Genomic DNA, 18364 nt, shown 5'->3' with positions numbered 1-18364 from the left:
AGTCCGGGATTTTAATAACGCTAAATAAATCTACCCAAGTGCACGATCGACTAACGCTTTCGCATCACTTTCTAACTGCGCTAAATGTTCGTCAGATACAAAACTTTCCAGATAGATTTTGTAGATATTTTCAGTGCCCGATGGGCGTGCGGCAAACCAACCATTCGCGGTTTGTACCTTTACGCCACCGATAGAGGCTCCGTTACCCGGCGCTTCGGTTAAAATACCGGTAATCGTATCACCTGCTAAGGTATCACCCTGGACGGAATCAGCACTCAACGAAGACAGCACGGCTTTCTGCTCAGCAGAACACGGTACATCAATACGCTTATAAATGGGACGACCATAACGCGCCACTTGTGCCTCATACAGCTCATGCGGATCCTTACCGGTAACGGCTAAGATCTCAGCCGCCAGCAGGCCTAAAATGATGCCGTCTTTATCTGTTGTCCAAACGCTACCGTCTTTACGCAGGAAAGAAGCGCCTGCGCTCTCTTCACCGCCAAACGCCATCTCGCCGCTAAACAAGCCTTCGACATACCATTTAAAACCAACGGGAACTTCGCACAGCGTTTTATCCAGACCATCAACAACACGGTCAATCATGGCACTGGACACCAGCGTTTTTCCAAATTGGATATCATCCGACCATTGCGGACGATGCGTCGCTAAATATTCAATCGCAACGGCTAAGTAAGCATTCGGGTTCATCAGACCTAATCCGGCACACACAATACCGTGACGGTCAAAATCAGGGTCATTAGCGATAGAGATATCAAACGTATCCTGAAGCGCGAGTAGGTTCTGCATCGCATAGCTGGATGAGCAATCCATACGAATACGGCCATCTTTATCCAGCGGCATAAAGCCAAAGGTAAAATCGACCTTATCGTTCACGACTTCGATATTCAGATGGTACTTTTCAGCGATGGGCTTCCAAAAGTGCAAGCCTGAACCACCCATGGGATCCACTCCGATTTTAATACCGGCTTTAGCAATCGCCTGCATATCAATCACGGATGCCAAATCACTCACGTAATGGTCGATGTAATCAAACGGTTCGATCAATGCGTTATCTTTAAGCGCTTCAGCCGGTAGCCATTTCCCACCCTCTAACTCCGCTTCCAGCAACTCGTTAGCACGTTTGGCAATCCAGTTAGTAATATCCTGATCGGCAGGGCCACCCTTAAGCGAGTTGTATTTAATGCCGCCATCTTCCGGCGGATTGTGCGAAGGGGTAATCACGATACCGTCAGCAACATCACCGCCCAGTGCGTTATGCGTCAGAATCGCATGCGATATCACAGGCGTCGGCGTGTAGCCATCACCTTCTTGGACACGAACACGCACGCCATTAGCGACTAACACTTCCAGTGCCGTGCTAAATGCAGCTTCAGACAAGGCATGTGTATCTTTACCCAAGTACAAAGGCCCGGTGACACCTTGCTCTTTTCGGTATTCAGCAATAGCCTGGCAGATCGCTATAATATGGTCTTCGTTAAAAGTCGTTTTTAACGCCGAACCTCGATGGCCCGACGTACCAAAACTAACCTGTTGCTCAGGGTTCGCTTTAATATCAGGCTGCTGCCGATAATAAGCAGCCACCAGCGCCGGGATATTAACCAAAGAATGGTGCGGGGCAATCTTTCCTGCATCGGGGTGAATAGCCATAAAACAAGCCTGTCCTTTTCCATGAAAAAACTAATGCTCGGCTATCCTGGAAAGAGATGCAACGATCCACTGAGCATCATAACGATTTTATTTTTATGACTGCCCATAAAACGCCATTCGATTGAAGTGTGCGGCCAACGCACAAAGCGCAATTAAAACCCGTACATTTAGCCGCCAAACAGCGGTAATTGATACCGCAAATAGCTAAAACAAGGCTATTTGACGCTAAAGACACCAATCATGCCTTTCTCTTCAAAGCCTTCAGCATAGAATTCGTATTCGCCAGGCTTCACAGGTACAAAGTAGATTTCCGCTTCGCCTTCCTGCTCAAACTCAAGCTCAGTTAAGGCCATCGCTTTAATCTCCATATCACCGGCTTCTATTTTTCGCAGATAAATAGTCGGGAAAAACTCAGGCGCAACGAAGGCATATTCTGTCTGACCACTGGAGATAATTTTTAATTTATAAGACTGCCCGGTAACCATTTCATAACGTTTCTCAGACAAGTGGTAACGGTTGTCTTCTGTGCCCAGGACCAAATCCGGTAGTTTTTTAGGGCGAATGGTCAAATCCCCTTCTGCAACGGCAGTCATGGCTGAGCTGCTGAGAATACCTACTAAGGCCGCCAGACCGAGACTACGTTTGAATGACATGTTAACTCCTTAATAATTGGATTTATTCTTAGTGCCCAATGCTATGCTCACTCTAATTTTTAAAAATACTACTTAGGGACTAATTCTTTTCTACTTTCTACATATTTAATTGATAAGCATTCCCACCTAAGCTGGCCACATCACATAACAATTAGAATAGACCTTTGCGAGTACAGCCAAGCATTATGACTTATAAAATAAGCCTTACCGCTCACTATACTAAACAGAAACGCCGCGCTTTATGTCGCGCCTGGTTAAGTATGCTATTGGCCGTGCCAGCCATGCTACTCAGCACAGTAATACTGGCTGATGTGACGACAAAGATTGGCTACTTAGCTCAGGAAATAGATACAGGGCCGGTGTTATCTAATATTTTGCCGGAACCTGAAGATGCGGGCCTGAGAGGGGTCGATCTTGCCATCAACGATAGCAATACAACCGGAAAATTTTTAAAACAGAGCTTTGTATTAGATGCTTTCAGTGATGAAAACTCAGAGCGTATCATCGAGCGCGCTCAGCACATGTACCAGGAAGGCATTCACAGCTTTGTCGTTAATCTACCAGCCAGCACCTTAAACACCTTAAGTAATAGCCTTCCCAATGATGTGCTGATTCTCAATGCAGGCGCTAAAGACGATCAATTACGCCAAACAAATTGTCCTAAAAATACACTACACACGATTCCAAGCCGCGCGATGTTAACCGATGCACTGGGACAATGGCTAAAAGCACGCCGCCTCACGGATCTGCTGCTCATCACAGGTCCAACCGATGATGATCAGGCGTATACGGCCGCGATTAAACGTGCAGCTAACCGCTATGGTCTCAAAATTGTCGCTGAAAAAGCGTGGGACTTCGATACTGATCTACGCCGCACAGCCCAAAGGGAAATGCCGTTATTCACGCAAACGAAAGAATACGATATCGTTGTGGTAGCGGATGAGCGAGGCGATTTTGGCGAGTATGTTTTATATAACACCTGGTACCCTCGTCCCGTAGTCGGGACACAAGGCCTGACACCCGTAACCTGGCACCGCGTTGTCGAGCAATGGGGAGCCGCTCAACTTCAGAAGCGCTTTGAAAAACTCACTGGCCGCTGGATGGGCGAGAAAGACTACGCCGCATGGGCCGCCGTACGCACCATTGCCGAAGCCGTCACCCGTACCAATAGCGAAGACGTTCAGGTGCTCAAAAGTTACATCGCCTCGGATGCCTTCGAGCTCGCCGGCTTTAAAGGCCGCAAACTTAATTTTCGTTCATGGAATGGGCAGTTACGCCAACCTATTGCACTGATACACCCGCGCTCGCTGGTATCACAATCTCCGCAGGAGGGCTTTCTGCATCCCGTATCTGAACTGGATACACTGGGGTTTGATAAACCAGAAAGCCAATGCCGCGTTTTGGAACGCTTTTAGAGACAGGATTCACTATGAAGACCAATATGATATCTGGTATGCAAAGCAGCCGCTTTTTCCCCCGCCGCCTGGCACTGAGCATGGCAAGCCTGCTGCTCGTTACACAACCTCTATTAGCAGATGTTGCCTATGTATCTAACGAGAAAGATGACACCCTGTCAGTGATTGACCTTGATACTTACGAGGTCACCGCCACTCTCGATGTAGGCCAGCGCCCACGCGGTATCATCCTGTCTAAGGATCAAAGCAAACTGTATATTTGTGCTTCAGATTCCGACACCGTACAGGTAATGGATTTAGCAACACACCGGATCATTAAAGAGCTGCCGTCCGGGGAAGATCCGGAGCAGTTTGCATTACACCCCAACAATCGCCACTTGTATATCTCGAATGAAGATGATGCGCTGGCGACTGTCGTTGATACCGAAACCAACGAAGTACTGGCTCAGATTGATGTGGGTGTAGAGCCCGAAGGGATGGCAGTAAGCCCCGATGGAAAGATCGCCGTTAATACCAGTGAAACGACTAATATGGTGCACTGGATTGATACCGAAAGCATGCAGCTTGTGGATAACACACTGGTAGATCAACGCCCCCGCCATGCTGAATTTTCAAAAGATAGTAAGGTTCTCTGGGTCAGCTCTGAAATTGGTGCAACTGTTTCAGTCATTGATGTAGCGACACGCCAGATTTCACATAAAATTGATTTTAAGATTCGTGGCGTTCATCCAGACAAAGTTCAACCCGTGGGCATCAAGCTCAGTGATGATGGCCAATACGCCTTTGTTGCTCTGGGCCCGGCCAACCATGTCGCCGTTATTGATACAGCGACCTACGAAGTTATTGATTATATTCTGGTAGGCCGGCGTGTATGGCATATGGCATTTAATGCGGATCAATCATTACTTTTAACCACCAATGGTATCAGCGGCGATGTTAGTATCATCGATATCGCAAAAATGAAAGCGATCAAGACCGTCAAGGTCGGTCGCTATCCATGGGGTGTCGTCGTGAAAACAACAGAAGCAAAAACAAAATGAGTATCGAGGTCAGGCAGCTCAGCTTCCGCTACGGAAAAAAAGCTGCATTAAAAGACGTTGATTTTTCTTTGGAGAGCGGTCAGTTCTGCGCGTTGCTCGGCCCTAACGGAGCAGGGAAAAGCACCTTATTCGCACTCCTGACACGCCTGTATGCCATGCAAAATGGTAGCATTGTGCTGAACGATCTAGATCTGCAAAAGCATCCGACCCAAGTCATGCAGCAGCTTGGCGTGGTGTTTCAACAAAGCACGCTGGATCTGGACTTAAGCGTGCAGCAAAACCTTGCATACCATGCGTCACTGCATGGGCTTTGCGGTACACAAGCACGTCTGCGCATCGCAGAAGAACTGCAACGCATGGACATGAGTAACCGGGCACATGATAAAGTTCGCGCGCTCAATGGCGGGCACCGCCGGCGCGTCGAAATAGCCAGAGCACTCTTACACCAGCCAAGCGTACTGCTGCTGGATGAACCCACGACAGGCCTTGATCCCAAAGCAAGGAAAGCACTTAATCACTACGTGCGACAACTCTGTGCAGACACACAACTCACTGTATTATGGGCAACACACCTGATCGACGAGATCCTGCCTGAAGATCGCGTCTTATTAATCCATCAAGGCCAACTACTCAGTTCCGGTACGGGCCATGACCTGTGTGAGCTGAGCAACAAACAGCATTTAGCCGATGCATTTGAGTATCTTACCCAACAAACGGATACGGCGGCATGAAGATCTCTCTAACCCACTACTGGTACTGTTTCCGGGGAATACTCACGCGTGAATACCTGCGATTTATTCAGCAGCGCACCCGCTTTTTCAGTGCGTTGGTACGGCCTCTTCTTTGGCTGGTCGTATTTGCAGCAGGATTTCGCGCAGCCCTCGGGATTGCTATCATCGAGCCCTACGAAACGTACATCACCTACGAAGTCTATATTGCCCCGGGCCTATGTTGCATGATCCTGCTGTTTAACGGCATGCAAAGCTCACTATCGATGGTGTATGACCGCGAGATGGGCAGTATGCGCGTACTGTTAATGAGCCCACTACCGCGCTGGTTTCTACTCGTCTGTAAACTCATCTCGATTGCGCTTGTGTCGTTGCTGCAGGTTTACGCGTTTCTGATTATCGCGTTACTGGTCGCCGTTGAACCGCCATTGTGGGGATACCTGAGTGTTTTACCGGCGCTGTTACTGGTTGCCGTGATGCTCGGCGCTATCGGACTATTTATTTCATCCTGGATAAAACAGCTGGAGAACTTTGCCGGTGTGATGAACTTCGTCATCTTTCCGATGTTTTTTCTCTCTTCGGCCCTTTATCCGTTATGGAAAATGCAGGAAGCCAGCGAATGGATCTATTGGATTTGTATAGCCAATCCCTTCACCTACGCGGTCGAATTGGTCAGGCATGCGCTCTATCTGAAATTTGATAGCGTCGCATTCAGCGTTACGCTGGCGACAACACTGGTCTTTTCAGTGCTGGCAATAACAGGGTTTAACCCACAACGAGCCGCCGCAGGCACAGGCAAAAAGCCGAATTAAACACGGCTTTCAGCCTGTTTTTCGTCAGCGTTTTCTGTTGTTTTTCCGTCAGCGCTTTCTACTTCCTGCGCGGCTTTTAGCTTCTCCTGAGCCGCCTTCCATTCGCGCATATCTTCGTAATAGATATCCCACACACACGGCTCACAACCGGCTTCACAGCACTCGCAGTCACCTGGAGGCGTTGGTTTTTCTAACATATTTCTACCCCCGTATTTATACAATAAAATATATTTTACCATACGGTGCGCGTTAGCCAAGAAAACTTACATCAGGAAGCATTAAACAGTATTTATGCCTTCATAAAATGGAAATAATACTGCTCAGTCAGAAATAGCGCAGTTCGCACTGAACAGCTTGCTGTCAGCCATCATGAATACATGATATAAACTCAGAATATCCATCATTGACCTGCCATATAAGCCCAGAGGTTAACAACCGTGTCTTTCGAGAGCGCCATCACCTTTTTTATCGCGATCTTTATTTTCGGCATCACGCCGGGCCCTGGCATTTTTGCGATTATCGCACGCGCCATGGTGGAGGGCAGCCGTTCATGTTTTTTGCTCGCGCTGGGGATGGTGAGCAGTGATATTGTCTACCTGGTGCTGGCATGTTTAGGTTTAGCCGCCATCGCTGAGCATTGGGGCGAGCTGTTTACCATCATCCGCTTCACCGGAGCGGCGTACCTCTGTTACCTTGGCTGGAAACTATGGACGACACCGATAGATCTTTGTGAGGACACGCCTGTCAGCAAACCCCGCCATGGAATAAAGAGCTTTCTTCAGGGATTTTTGATCTCGGCGTCCAACCCGAAAGTGATATTATTTTATATCGCTTTTTTGCCTACCTTCATGAACCTGTCGGTGTTAAGTATCGCCGATATTGCCTTGGCCTCCGTCTTGCAACTGTTCGCACTGATGCTCGGAGTAATGCTGATCGCCCATATGGCATCGAAGGCGCGTAGGATATTCAGATCCGCCAAAGCAATGCGCAATCTGAACCGCTCCGCGGGTTCTATCATGATCGGAGCAGGGGCATTCTTAGCAACACGCCACTAGCCAAACTGAGTGAATGTGTTAAAACTGATACTTACTAAAAACCAATACTTTAGTACTGGTTTTTTTACTCCATTGCAGAATGTATTCTTTTTGACTGTCGCGTTGTAATACCAGCAGTCAAAAAAGGTGATGTAGTATGCGTAGATGCACTATTTGGCTGTACTGGTTATGTTCAGGGTTATTGCTGACCCTTACCGCTTCGGTACAAGCAGAAACAACGCTGATAGAAAAAACAAACAAGCGCACCCAAAACGCCATAATACCTGCCGTCTCATGGCTTGGAGGCTTTGACGATGAAAGCGAACTGTTTACGTTAGAGGGTTATCGTTTACTGCGTTATCGCAGCCCAACGCCGGCACAACATGAACAGGCAAAAACGTTATCAACAGAACAGTTGCTTAACTTGCTACAGGATATACCGACTCCGGCACTACTGGATGTGCAGCCGTTGATCTGGAAAGATGGCTTTTTCATCCAGAAAGAGCCCCGCCTGCATATACCAGGCAGCCGCTGGACACCGAATGTAGGCCAGGGAGAACTCGAAGATACATGGGCTGACTATTTTCAGCAGAACTTGCAGGAGATAACACAGGGACGACAAGACTACCCGGTTGTGATTTACTGCACAGCGGATTGCTGGATGTCATGGAACGCTATAAAACGCGCAAAAGAATGGGGATACTCTCATCTTTACTGGTACCGGGATGGTTCAGACGGTTGGCAGGAAGCTGATCTGGATACAGCCGAAGGAATACCGGAAAAATTTTCACCCTGATCTTATCAGGCACCTATATCTGATATCGTGATCCATAATAAATATAAGAGTGGGAGAGTATTGTGTATAAAATCCTGATTGCGGATGATCACCCTCTATTCCGAGAGGCGATTAGCAATGTCATTCATACCAGTTTTCCTGATAGTGACCTGCTGGAAGCACAAACACTGGAAAGTGCTCTTGAGCTTTCGCTTGAGCAAGATGATTTAGACCTGATCCTGTTAGACTTGAACATGCCCGGCATGAATGGTTTAAACGGCTTAATTACCCTGCGTAACGAATCACCGACGATTCCGGTTGTGATTGTTTCGGCCGAAGAAGATAAACAGATCGTTTTACAAGCAATAACCTATGGTGCGATCGGCTTTATTACAAAATCCTCGTCTCGTGAGGAGATGACCAATGCGCTGAAGCAGATTTTGGCTGGGAATGTATATCTGCCATCCGATATCATCCGCAGTAATTCACCGGAAACACGCCGTCAGCCACGTAACGATGATAAACGCATCGCTCCTGAGATGCTTTCTTCGCTAACCCGCCGCCAGTTATTAGTACTGGAAAGGATGTCTACAGGCGAGTCAAACAAACAGATCGCCTATAACCTCAACATTGCCGAAACTACAGTAAAAGCGCATGTTTCCGCTATTTTACGCAAACTCAATGTGCATAATCGAATTCAGGCCGTTCTATCCGCTGGCAATATTGATTTCAGCGAATACCTCAAACGCTAAATCAAACGGGTCTGGTGTCGTTAGCCGTAGATGGATAGCCGTTAGCGCCCAGAATTAAAAGGTGAGAGTTAACAGGTAAGAGTTAAAGATTGAGGTTTACCGGACAGGGCGAAAAGCTGAAAGTCAGCGGTCTTTTAACAGATGCAATAACGTCGACTTCAGCTTTAAAGGCTTAACCGGCTTATTCATCAGAATGTAGCCCAGCTCACGTATCTCTTGTTTCAGATCTTTATTGTAGTTTGCTGTAATCATCAGCACAGAAAGTGGATGGGGAAGCCGCTTGGCCAACCCCCGCGCTGCATCGACGCCATTATTCCCATTGTCCAGATGATAATCCGCAATCAACAGATCAACCGGATCCTTTGTCGGGTCTACCCGCTGCAACAGATGTTCTAATGAAAGTGCGGTGGTAACACGACACCCCCACCCTTCAAGCAGCGTTTGCATCCCTTGGCAGATAGCAAGATCATTATCAATCACCCAGATATGTGCACCCTGCAAACAATCTGCTGCCGCAGCCCAATCCGTTCCCGGAACCTCAGAATACAGCGCAAGCTCACCATAAGGGACTTCAACCGCAAAGACAGAACCTTTTCCCTCAATCGAATGAACCGTAATCGGATGGCCGAGTACCCCGGATATTTTATCCACAATCGCTAAACCCAGCCCCAGCCCTTTATCGCCACTTTTATCGGAACTTGTATCAGAACCCAGCCCCTGCGGGTTAAGTCGCCGGAACTCCTGAAAAACCTCCTGTAATTGCGCTTCAGGAATACCTACACCGGTGTCCCATACCTCGATCGCGAGTGAATGTTTTTTACGGCGACAGCCAAACAATATCCGCCCTTTCGTCGTATAACGAATCGCATTCGATAAAAAATTTCTAAGGATACGTGCTAACAATTGAGAATCTGTCGAAATCGTAGCAGATGACGGAATATAAGACATTTTAAGCCCATCTTTCTGCGCAAATTGACAAAATTCATTGGCAATATTTTCCATCAAATCACGCACCCGAAAGGTGGTGATATCCGGCGTAACCACGCCGGCATCGAGTTTAGATATATCAACAAGCGTACCCAGCAATGATTCAACATCACTTAATGCATGTGACACAGAATTTACTAGAGGACGGGTAACATTAGTCAGCTCCTTTTCAGCTAATGCACCGGTAAACAGGCGCGCGGCATTTAAAGGCTGTAACAGGTCATGACTCACCGCTGCGAGAAATTTGGTTTTTGACAAATTAGCTTGCTCAGCATCTTTTTTCGCTTCACGTAAACGGGCTTCGACCTGGGTGCGCTCTTCAATCTCAGTGAGCAGATGTTCATTGACCGCTGTTAGTTCCGAAGTGCGCTCATCAACCCGATGCTCCAGAGTTTGATAGGCTTCTTCCAGTTCTAAAGCCACTTTACGCCGGTCGGTAATATCGCGGATCATGACAAAAAACCCAACGGTCTTCCCATCTTCACCGATATTCGGCACATAGGACTTGAGCATATAACGTTGCTCACCAGAAGCATTTCGCTCGGCAATATCAAAAGTGACATTCTCACCTGAAAGCGCCCGTTGGACATAGGGCTCCAACTCATTAAAACCTCGCTTTCCATGCACCTGCGTGATGCTCTCACCGGTTAACTTACCACGCTCCCAACCATACCATTCGTCATAAACTTTGTTGGTGAAGCGGTAACAGAGATCATCGCCCACATAAGCGATCAGGGCGGGTACATGGTCGGTAATCAAACGAATCCACTGCTCGCTCTCTTTAAGCGTTTCGGCATATTGATAACGCTCGGTAATATCGGTGTAAGTATTCACATACCCACCGTCCGGCATAGCATGTGTCCTTACTTCAATGATATGATCATTATGCCGCATGATATGCGAACTGCCGGGCTGTCTTCCTTTGGCATTATTGTCATGAAAATGTTTGAGATTGAGCGCCCGAAATGGCGGGAATGACTCTGCTTCTGAACGGGACACACCGGTTAATGTAAGAAACCGGTCATTCCATATCTCCAGTTGATCACTGGCATTGACCAGGGCGACGCCTTGAGAAAGGTTGTCTACTGTGCGTTGTAACAACAACGACTTTTGCGCCAACGCCGCTTCGCGACGTTCAGTTTCAGCCGCTTTTAGCTGGCTGATATCGGTATACAATATCACCATACCGCCATCAGAAGTCGGCCTCTCACTCATCTGTACCCATTGCCCGGAAGACATGCGGAACACTTTATTAGCGTCTCCGGTTCCATCATATTCTTCTGCAATCAGACCATGCTGATCAGCCAAACGACGGATATCCCGAATCGTAGTGCCTGTTGCTATCACCTGCCCGGTACCTTTCCAGACACCTTGAAATTTACTATTAAAAAGGACGATGCGCCGTTCACGATCAAACAAAACAAAGGCATCTGAAATGCTCTCAATAGCATCGACTAAACGCTGATTCGCCAGGTCTGCAATCTGATTGGCATTTTTCAGGGCCCGATGACTGACTTTTAACTCAGACAGGGCATCGTTCAAAGCTTCCGTGCGTTCGCGAACCTGATCCGCCAATACCACCGCATGCTCAAAAGCGGCATACGGATTAGCCCCTTGCACATTACTCGACTCAACCCGTTCAATCAGTGCATGGTTGATCCGCTTAAGCTTGTGGTTTTCCCGCTCCAGCTCAGCTAGTCTTAAAAGTAACTCAGCCTCACTCATTTGCAGGCTTCCCAATCACCACGCCTGTAAATGTCTGGTTGATATGCATGCCGTTAATATGCTCTCCGTATGTGTTAAAGCCCACCACTTTATGCTGGCGCAGCAAGGCAGAAGCCTCTTGTACGATATTTAAATGCTCTATTTCCAAGCGTCGAAGAAAACAATCACAGCCGATAATCAATTGCGGCGAACCTATTTTTTTCTCAATCCGTTCCAGCTGTCTGGTCAGATTTTGTAACATATCGCCTCGTTGCATGCGGGTCAGGACAATCCCATTCTCCACGGCACAATAAAACGTCAAACTAAGATCAGCATTAACCTTTTGAATAGATCGCACATAAAAGTCATCGCCAATTCTGACCGCCAAGGGATTCAAGGCAAATACTTGCGGCGTCAGCTCATCGACAGGGACGCCAATCAGGGCGGCGTACTCTTCAGCTGCCGGTTCCGCATTCAGCTCATAAACTCGCCGGGTTTCACGCTCGGCGGATGTCACTACCAATTTTTCACTCAAGGTTAAGAGGTGATGTGTAGTGAATACTTCAAATTCGCAGTCTGTATTAAATAACAGCACAACGGCGGCACCCGTGTAAAAAGCCCCATGCGCAAACACATGCGTATGTGACAAATGAATATCGTCACCGGCAGACCCGCCAAAATGCGGAATATTGCCCAAAGCCGAACTTAACGTTGCCAGTACCTGCTCTTCCTGCACTGACAAACCATCCAGCAGGGTCAGAACAAAACTATTGCCTTTAATCGGGGCCAGCTGTTTGACCCGACCTTTATTAATAAAAGACTCAACAACCGATTGCGCGTGCGTTAGTGAGAAATCATCCATCGCTCTGATAAGACAAGTTTCTACCGCAAAATGCCGACGATTAAAGCCAATCGCACTAATAGCACCCTGCGCATAACCTTCAGCGGTGATCTCTCCGGCTGTAGTACATCCGGCCAACTGAACCCCCTCAAACGCCTGATTCATTGCCTCAGCCAATAGCGACAAATCATACTCAGCTGTGCAGAAAAACAACACGCACCCTAAATCTTCAAAGCGTAACTGTTGTCGCAACTGTTGTTGCAACTCTGCAGCAGCGGCAAACGGATCACTGTGATTTGAGAAACAGGTAACAGCGGGTTCAGCCATAATAATAAAAATCCTTTTATGAAAAGGTCTTACTTCAGTCTAGGCAGACTATTGCTTATATCAAATAGTACTTGTGACCTAAATATTTTCGCACCTGCAACATCGTCCTCTACAGCCCGATACCCACCGATGTCATTTATTCCGATGCCGAAAGCATATGGGTCAATAGTGCGCGTAATTTTCCCGGTTTCACCGGTTTATTTAAGACTTGTAAACCTAATGTGCGAAAATGTCTGAGGCTAATATCAGAGCGTTCGGCCGTCAGCATCGCCGCGGGAATTCGCGTGTTGAAATGTTGTTCCAGACTATCCAGTACATCTAAACCGGTTTCGCCTTTTTCCAGATGGTAATCCAGCAGTAAAACATGAGGGGTTATCTGCTGCTGTTTACACAGTTCGATAGCGGATGCCGCATTGGTGGCAATGTACGGGGTCAATCCCCACTGCGTCAGCAATACATCCATACTGAGCAGAATATTCTGATCATTATCCACCACCAACACTACCTCAGAGGAAAAACCACTGACACTGGTAGTTCTTGCGACAGGGCGAGGCGCAACCATGTCGCTAGTGAGTAACGGCACCTGAACAGTAAATACTGAGCCTTTATCCACGCGTGAGCGCACTGTTATCGGGTGCCCCAGCACCCGTGCAACACGATCAACAATCGCCAGGCCAAGCCCGACACCGGTTCGCATTCCGTTTCGGTGCTGCTCTAACTGGTTAAACTCACTAAAAATATCCACTATGCTCTTTTGAGGAATCCCCTCACCGCTGTCCCACACCTGCAGGTACAAATATTCTCCCCGTACCCGACAACCGACTAACACTCCCCCTTGGTTGGTATAGCGCAACGCATTACTAACAAAATTTCGCAAAACGCGCATCAACAATCGGGCATCAGAGAAAACCATCTGATCTGTTTTTCTGATTTTCAAAATCAGTCCGGCACGCTCGGCAAGCGGCTGAAATTCAGTTTCTAAGGCGTTTAATAATTGTGAAAGGTGAAACGCGCATGGATCTGACTGTACGGCGTTCTGATCCAATTTAGATATATCCAACAGATCCGTTAACAGCTCCTCAGCACCTTCAAGCGCCACGTGAATTCGCTCGACCAGTTGAGCATCAGCAACCGCCAACTTCCGCTCCCGTAACGTAGAGACCAACAGACGTGCTGCATTCATCGGTTGCAACAAATCATGGCTGGCTGCCGCCAGATATTTATCTTTACTGGTATTAGCGTCTTCGGCCTGCTCTTTAGCAACCAATAACTCTTGTTGTGTGGTTTCCCGTACGCGAATTTCGTCCCACAGTTTATGATTAACCGTCGCTAGCGCATAGGTGCGCTCGGTTACCCGCTCTTCAAGTTCTTCATTCAATTTTTTCAGTCGTGCCTGGTCGCTTACACGCTCACTGATATCCTGAACAAATACCTCCAGAGTGACATCATCAGCATCTCGTTTTAGCAGTGCATTCATCGACACAAAAATAAAACAGCCATCGGCTTTTAACAGCCGGGTTTCATAGCGATGGACCTTGCCATCTTGGCTCAAGCGCATCAGCAGCGTTCGGTAGTCCTGCGCATCAACAAACAACTGTTGATCGATCGCTGTTATTTGCTCAACCAGATCACTCGCTGATGAGTAGCCACAAAGAGAAGCCATTGCAGGGTTTGCGGCTCTGAATCGCCCTGATAAATCCGCCTGAAAGATGCCATGCAAGGCGTTATCGAACAACCATTTATAACGGTTACGTTCAACATCCAGCTCATCCAGCTTTTGCGTAAGCTCCGGATAATAGTTTTTACGTGCGGAATGGTCTCCAAGGCCGATAAGGTCCTCAAAAGTCGCATTATTTCTCTCAGAGGGCTTCTTCATACACGACTTCAACATCTCGCTGGTTAGATTTACGTGGATTGGTGAGGAGACAGGGATCTCGTAATGCGTTGACTGACAATTCCGGTATATCCGATGCGCTGACACCGTGCTCCGACAGTTTTTGGGTCAATCCGATTTCAGTTTTTAGCGCGATAACATGCTGCATTAATCGTTGTTTAATCTGTGGCGTGGTTAACCCACGGGTATCAATACCCATCGTTTCGGCAACTACTTTAAAGCGATCCGTCGCTTCAGAGTAGTTAAAATCGATCACGTGCTCCAGCAACATCGCATTACAAAGGCCATGGGGAAGATCCAATAAACCACCCAAGCTATGCGACATCGCATGCACAGCGCCAAGAATCGCATTAGAGAATGCCAGACCCGCCTTCATCGACCCCAACATAACCTGCTCACGCAAGTGCATATCTTTTGGGTTAGCGACCAAAGGCGCAATATTAATATTGATAAGGCGGATAGCATCCAATGCATGCATATCCGTTAATGGACCTGCCCCGGTTGAAACAAAGGCTTCAATCGCATGTACTAATGCATCAATCCCTGTACAAGCACTCAAAAAACCATCCATGGTAGCGGTCGTTTCCGGGTCAATGAGAGAGACATCCGGCACGACCGCTTTACTGACAATCGAGAATTTCATCTTCTCATTCTGATCAGAAATAATCGCAAACTGAGAAACATCAGCCGACGTGCCGGCCGTTGTGGGTATAAATATCAACGGTGGAATGGCTACATCAATCCTATCCACACCTTCAAACTCAAGAATATGCCGTCCATGTGCACTGACAATACCGATTCCTTTTGCACAGTCCATCGGGCTTCCCCCGCCGACAGCCACAATCACATTACAGCTCTGCTCCTGATAAAAGCGCGCCCCGGCCATCACTTCTTCACAACGAGGATTGGGAGATACCCCCGTGAAAATAGCATAGGGAATATGCTGCTCATCAAGGCTTAGGCGCACATCCTGTACCCAGCCTGCTTTCTCAACACCCGGGTCTGAAACAATCAAGACCTTTCGAGCGCCGAATTTATGCGCATAATTTCCCACCGTGTGGCGAGCGCCGGCACCAAAAATAATTTCGGGGGATACAAATTTACGTAGATTCGACATATCAGAGCTCATCGATGGGCACTCAAGCTTCTTATTATATGAAACGTCTTGCTCACGCTGACGTATACAAAGGATAGGGAGTTTACCCTTTTATTTCAATGCGCACCTCACAAGGGGTATTCGGTATTACTACCAGACCCAATACCATTGAGCTAAGTAGCTAATATTAAAAAGAATTAGAGGCTTTAGCAGCGGGTACAACAAGGCCAATGTGGCAATCGCTCAGTGCCAAAGAGGCATTCTTCCAATCGCCACCAACCCCGAAAATATACAGGTCACGGCTAATCTGAAAAATACTCTTATGGGGACAATATGAAAAATAAGAAGACACATCTCAAGCTGCTCACCTGTGCCATTGCTGCAGGTATTTGTACGCAAGCATCTGCCGGCTTAAACCTCTACGATAAAGACGACACCACATTCAGTACTGACGGCCTTATCAACACCTTTTATGTGCATAGCCAGGTTGACGATCTTGATGACACGCTGGATCGCACCCAGTCGCGCGTCAAAATGGGCTTCTTACCCAACTATATAGGTTTTAATTTCGGCAAACAGGTCGACGATTTGAAACTCGGTGCGCGGTCATCTTTCTGGGTTTCTGTGAATGATGCTAATACCAACCTTACTTCTACCGGTATCGACGTTCGCCAATTCTATGGCACCGTCGATGGAGAGTGGGGACAAGTACTGATCGGTAAAGATTTTGCATTGTTTGGACGCAGCAACATTCTTGGTGATGAGCTGCTACTGGGATACGGACAAGTCGGTTCTGATGGTCTGATTGATGGCCAGGGCGTGTCATTCGGAAACATAGGTACAGGTTATCTGTATCCTTTCCCAAATGCGCAGATCACCTACCGCACGCCTAAAAATAACGGTTTCCAACTGGCCGTTGGTCTGATGGACCCAAGCAAGTCTGCCAGCGGTTCAGAAGAGAGCACACCACGTATCGAGGCCGAATTAACCTTCGAAACGCAACTCAGCGACAACGTACCCTTGAAAGCCTGGGTTAGCGGCATGGCGCAAAGCTCCACCAGCGGCGCTACCGATGTTGACTCTAACGGCGTAGCGTATGGCGTTAACGTTAAAGTTGCTGGCTTGTCCTTAAGCGCCTCTGGTTTCAGCGCTACGGGTGTAGGAACGGCGGGGTTAGCTAATCTGGTCACAGCAGATAATGCAGATGTTGATGGCTACCTGGTTCAGGCTTCTTATACGATGGGCAAAGAGCGCCTGGTTGCATCTTACGGCGAAAACTCAGGCGGAACGACAGCAGCAGCAAATAACCTGGATGCTCAGAATACTGCCGTTGCCTGGTTCCACACGGTCAACAGCAATCTAAAATTAGTCGCTGAATACGATCGCACTGAAAGTGATGCTCGTGAAACCGATACTGTTGCGCTGGGTGCTGTGCTGACCTGGTAAATCAACTGACCGATTAACAAAATGCGAGGTACAGCGCACAGCCCCCTTCACTGTTGCGCTGTATCGCCGCACTTTATATCCTAAAAATCTATAACCCCACATTTTGCTTTGAGTTTAGATTTGTGTTCTAAAGCGCCAAATCATGCGGCTGAATCTTTTTTACCCAGCAGTTTTTGCCCTAACGTCACCACAGCAACAGCCAAAGCACCTGCTAACAAGCCGATCACAAGATTCAACAAGGTCGGAGTTAACGCACCTAACACGTTACCGACAGCAGGCAGCAACGCTATTGTCGTTTCTGCACCTTCTATCCAATGGTGTAAAACAGGGATGCCGTGGGAAATAATACCGCCACCCACTAAAAACATAGCGATCGTCCCCACGATAGCCAGACCTTTCATTAAATATGGAGCAGCGATCACGATGCGAAGCCCTAACCAGCGCTGAAAGCTAACCCAGCCACCTTGACCCGGTTTACGCTCCAGATAAAGGCCCAGGTCATCCAGTTTAACAATACCTGCTACTATCCCGTAAACACCGACCGTCACCACCAAAGCGATACCCACCAGCACCGCAAGTTGCGTGACGAATGGCGCACCAGCCACCGTACCTAAGGTAATAACGATAATTTCTGCTGAGAGTATGAAATCCGTACGAATAGCGCCTTTGATTTTATTTTTTTCAAATGCCAGCATATCGACACTGCTATCCTTAACCGCCGCTTCCAGCTGGTCATGGTGCGCCTTATCTTCGTCAGAGCTATGCAGATATTTGTGAGCCAGTTTCTCAAAGCCCTCAAAACAGAGGAACAAGCCTCCAAGCATTAACATCGGGACAATTAACCACGGCAAAAAATAGCTAATCGCCAATGCGCCCGGTACCAAAATCACCTTATTCAGCAATGAACCTTTCGCCACAGCCCAAACCACGGGTAATTCACGATCAGCTTTCACACCTGAAACCTGTTCAGCGTTCAACGCAAGATCATCTCCGAGCACGCCTGCGGTTTTTTTAACAGCCACTTTTGACATCACTGCAACATCATCGAGTAGCGTTGCGATATCATCAATTAAGACTAACAGGCTTGAACCGGCCATTTTATTTCTCACATCTGATTTGAAGACAAGAAATAAATCATAACGGATTTATATGAATAATGTCTGACTCTGGCAAATCGCGGCCAAAAAAA

16 protein-coding genes are annotated in these 18364 nt (G+C 47.7%); 8 read left to right on the top strand and 8 right to left on the bottom strand.

The window, feature by feature from the left end:
• Nucleotides 1-30 precede the first annotated feature (30 nt).
• Both pgm and BM099_RS00645 read right to left on the bottom strand, forming a co-directional pair.
• Nucleotides 31-1671 (bottom strand): phosphoglucomutase (alpha-D-glucose-1,6-bisphosphate-dependent), encoded by a 1641-nt coding sequence (gene pgm / locus BM099_RS00650; RefSeq protein ID WP_090723087.1) that lies wholly within the window; start codon nt 1669-1671, stop codon nt 31-33.
• A gap of 215 nt (nt 1672-1886) precedes the next feature.
• On the bottom strand, nt 1887-2324 hold the full coding sequence (locus tag BM099_RS00645) for a cupredoxin domain-containing protein (RefSeq protein ID WP_090723084.1): 438 nt from the start codon (nt 2322-2324) through the stop codon (nt 1887-1889).
• A 185-nt stretch (nt 2325-2509) separates the two neighbouring features.
• Between BM099_RS00645 and BM099_RS00640 the strand changes: the two genes are divergently transcribed.
• From BM099_RS00640 to BM099_RS00625, 4 genes are read left to right on the top strand one after another with little or no spacing between them, the layout of a single operon-like run.
• Nucleotides 2510-3739, top strand: a complete 1230-nt coding sequence (locus tag BM099_RS00640) for an ABC transporter substrate-binding protein (protein ID WP_232348879.1) — start codon at nt 2510-2512, stop codon at nt 3737-3739.
• A 14-nt stretch (nt 3740-3753) separates the two neighbouring features.
• Complete coding sequence (locus BM099_RS00635; RefSeq protein WP_232348880.1) at nt 3754-4779, top strand: YVTN family beta-propeller repeat protein; 1026 nt, start codon at nt 3754-3756, stop codon at nt 4777-4779.
• Complete coding sequence (locus tag BM099_RS00630) at nt 4776-5510, top strand: ABC transporter ATP-binding protein (protein WP_090723082.1); 735 nt, start codon at nt 4776-4778, stop codon at nt 5508-5510. The genes BM099_RS00635 and BM099_RS00630 overlap by 4 nt, the downstream gene beginning before the upstream one ends.
• Nucleotides 5507-6319 carry an ABC transporter permease gene (locus BM099_RS00625; RefSeq protein ID WP_090723079.1) on the top strand — a complete coding sequence of 271 codons (813 nt, stop codon included), beginning with the start codon at nt 5507-5509 and terminating at the stop codon, nt 6317-6319. The genes BM099_RS00630 and BM099_RS00625 overlap by 4 nt, the downstream gene beginning before the upstream one ends.
• Here BM099_RS00625 and BM099_RS00620 read toward each other — a convergent pair.
• Nucleotides 6316-6516, bottom strand: coding sequence for an oxidoreductase-like domain-containing protein (locus BM099_RS00620; protein WP_090723077.1), 201 nt, complete (start codon nt 6514-6516; stop codon nt 6316-6318). The two genes, BM099_RS00625 and BM099_RS00620, sit on opposite strands and share 4 nt — an antisense overlap.
• A 240-nt stretch (nt 6517-6756) precedes the next feature.
• On the opposite strand from BM099_RS00620, the gene BM099_RS00615 reads away from it, so the two are divergent.
• The 3 genes from BM099_RS00615 (at nt 6757) to BM099_RS00605 (ending at nt 8880) form a co-directional block, all read left to right on the top strand.
• Nucleotides 6757-7374 carry a LysE family translocator gene (locus tag BM099_RS00615; protein ID WP_090723074.1) on the top strand — a complete coding sequence of 206 codons (618 nt, stop codon included), beginning with the start codon at nt 6757-6759 and terminating at the stop codon, nt 7372-7374.
• A gap of 136 nt (nt 7375-7510) precedes the next feature.
• Nucleotides 7511-8149, top strand: a complete 639-nt coding sequence (locus BM099_RS00610) for a rhodanese-like domain-containing protein (RefSeq protein WP_090723071.1) — start codon at nt 7511-7513, stop codon at nt 8147-8149.
• Between the two features lie 62 nt (nt 8150-8211).
• Nucleotides 8212-8880, top strand: coding sequence for a response regulator (locus tag BM099_RS00605; RefSeq protein WP_090723068.1), 669 nt, complete (start codon nt 8212-8214; stop codon nt 8878-8880).
• Between the two features lie 123 nt (nt 8881-9003).
• Here the strand turns inward: BM099_RS00605 and BM099_RS00600 are convergent, their stop codons facing one another.
• The 4 genes from BM099_RS00600 to ercA form a co-directional block, all read right to left on the bottom strand.
• Nucleotides 9004-11592, bottom strand: a complete 2589-nt coding sequence (locus tag BM099_RS00600) for a hybrid sensor histidine kinase/response regulator (RefSeq protein WP_090723066.1) — start codon at nt 11590-11592, stop codon at nt 9004-9006.
• Nucleotides 11585-12739, bottom strand: a complete 1155-nt coding sequence (gene nosP / locus BM099_RS00595; protein ID WP_090723064.1) for a nitric oxide-sensing protein NosP — start codon at nt 12737-12739, stop codon at nt 11585-11587. Before nosP ends, BM099_RS00600 begins: the two co-directional genes overlap by 8 nt.
• A 136-nt stretch (nt 12740-12875) precedes the next feature.
• Entirely contained in the window at nt 12876-14615 is a 1740-nt protein-coding gene (locus BM099_RS00590) for a PAS domain-containing hybrid sensor histidine kinase/response regulator (RefSeq protein ID WP_090723063.1), read from the bottom strand.
• Nucleotides 14599-15750 carry an alcohol dehydrogenase-like regulatory protein ErcA gene (gene ercA / locus BM099_RS00585; RefSeq protein WP_232348881.1) on the bottom strand — a complete coding sequence of 384 codons (1152 nt, stop codon included), beginning with the start codon at nt 15748-15750 and terminating at the stop codon, nt 14599-14601. The genes BM099_RS00590 and ercA overlap by 17 nt, the downstream gene beginning before the upstream one ends.
• Before the next feature lie 312 nt (nt 15751-16062).
• On the opposite strand from ercA, the gene BM099_RS00580 reads away from it, so the two are divergent.
• A complete protein-coding gene (locus BM099_RS00580) occupies nt 16063-17175 on the top strand; it encodes a porin (RefSeq protein WP_090723059.1) in 1113 nt (370 codons plus the stop codon).
• Between the two features lie 140 nt (nt 17176-17315).
• Here BM099_RS00580 and BM099_RS00575 read toward each other — a convergent pair whose 3' ends face one another.
• Complete coding sequence (locus BM099_RS00575) at nt 17316-18272, bottom strand: DUF808 domain-containing protein (RefSeq protein ID WP_090723058.1); 957 nt, start codon at nt 18270-18272, stop codon at nt 17316-17318.
• Nucleotides 18273-18364: the final 92 nt, after the last annotated feature.

It is taken from the genome of Neptunomonas qingdaonensis (assembly GCF_900113275.1).
In the GTDB taxonomy this organism is placed as follows: domain Bacteria; phylum Pseudomonadota; class Gammaproteobacteria; order Pseudomonadales; family Balneatricaceae; genus Neptunomonas; species Neptunomonas qingdaonensis.
Note: the sequence above shows the minus strand (reverse complement) of the source record. Positions and strands in the feature narration are given on the sequence as shown.

Excerpts from the sequence above, each read along its gene's own strand:
- BM099_RS00610 (WP_090723071.1), top strand. The coding sequence starts at position 7,511 with ATGCGTAGATGCACTATTTGGCTGTACTGGTTATGTTCAGGGTTATTG.
- BM099_RS00630 (WP_090723082.1), top strand. The coding sequence starts at position 4,776 with ATGAGTATCGAGGTCAGGCAGCTCAGCTTCCGCTACGGAAAAAAAGCT.
- BM099_RS00590 (WP_090723063.1), bottom strand. The coding sequence starts at position 14,615 with ATGAAGAAGCCCTCTGAGAGAAATAATGCGACTTTTGAGGACCTTATC.
- BM099_RS00640 (WP_232348879.1), top strand. The coding sequence starts at position 2,510 with ATGACTTATAAAATAAGCCTTACCGCTCACTATACTAAACAGAAACGC.
- BM099_RS00580 (WP_090723059.1), top strand. The coding sequence starts at position 16,063 with ATGAAAAATAAGAAGACACATCTCAAGCTGCTCACCTGTGCCATTGCT.
- BM099_RS00575 (WP_090723058.1), bottom strand. The coding sequence starts at position 18,272 with ATGGCCGGTTCAAGCCTGTTAGTCTTAATTGATGATATCGCAACGCTA.
- ercA (WP_232348881.1), bottom strand. The coding sequence starts at position 15,750 with ATGTCGAATCTACGTAAATTTGTATCCCCCGAAATTATTTTTGGTGCC.
- BM099_RS00600 (WP_090723066.1), bottom strand. The coding sequence starts at position 11,592 with ATGAGTGAGGCTGAGTTACTTTTAAGACTAGCTGAGCTGGAGCGGGAA.
- BM099_RS00625 (WP_090723079.1), top strand. The coding sequence starts at position 5,507 with ATGAAGATCTCTCTAACCCACTACTGGTACTGTTTCCGGGGAATACTC.
- BM099_RS00635 (WP_232348880.1), top strand. The coding sequence starts at position 3,754 with ATGAAGACCAATATGATATCTGGTATGCAAAGCAGCCGCTTTTTCCCC.
- nosP (WP_090723064.1), bottom strand. The coding sequence starts at position 12,739 with ATGGCTGAACCCGCTGTTACCTGTTTCTCAAATCACAGTGATCCGTTT.
- BM099_RS00620 (WP_090723077.1), bottom strand. The coding sequence starts at position 6,516 with ATGTTAGAAAAACCAACGCCTCCAGGTGACTGCGAGTGCTGTGAAGCC.
- BM099_RS00645 (WP_090723084.1), bottom strand. The coding sequence starts at position 2,324 with ATGTCATTCAAACGTAGTCTCGGTCTGGCGGCCTTAGTAGGTATTCTC.
- pgm (WP_090723087.1), bottom strand. The coding sequence starts at position 1,671 with ATGGCTATTCACCCCGATGCAGGAAAGATTGCCCCGCACCATTCTTTG.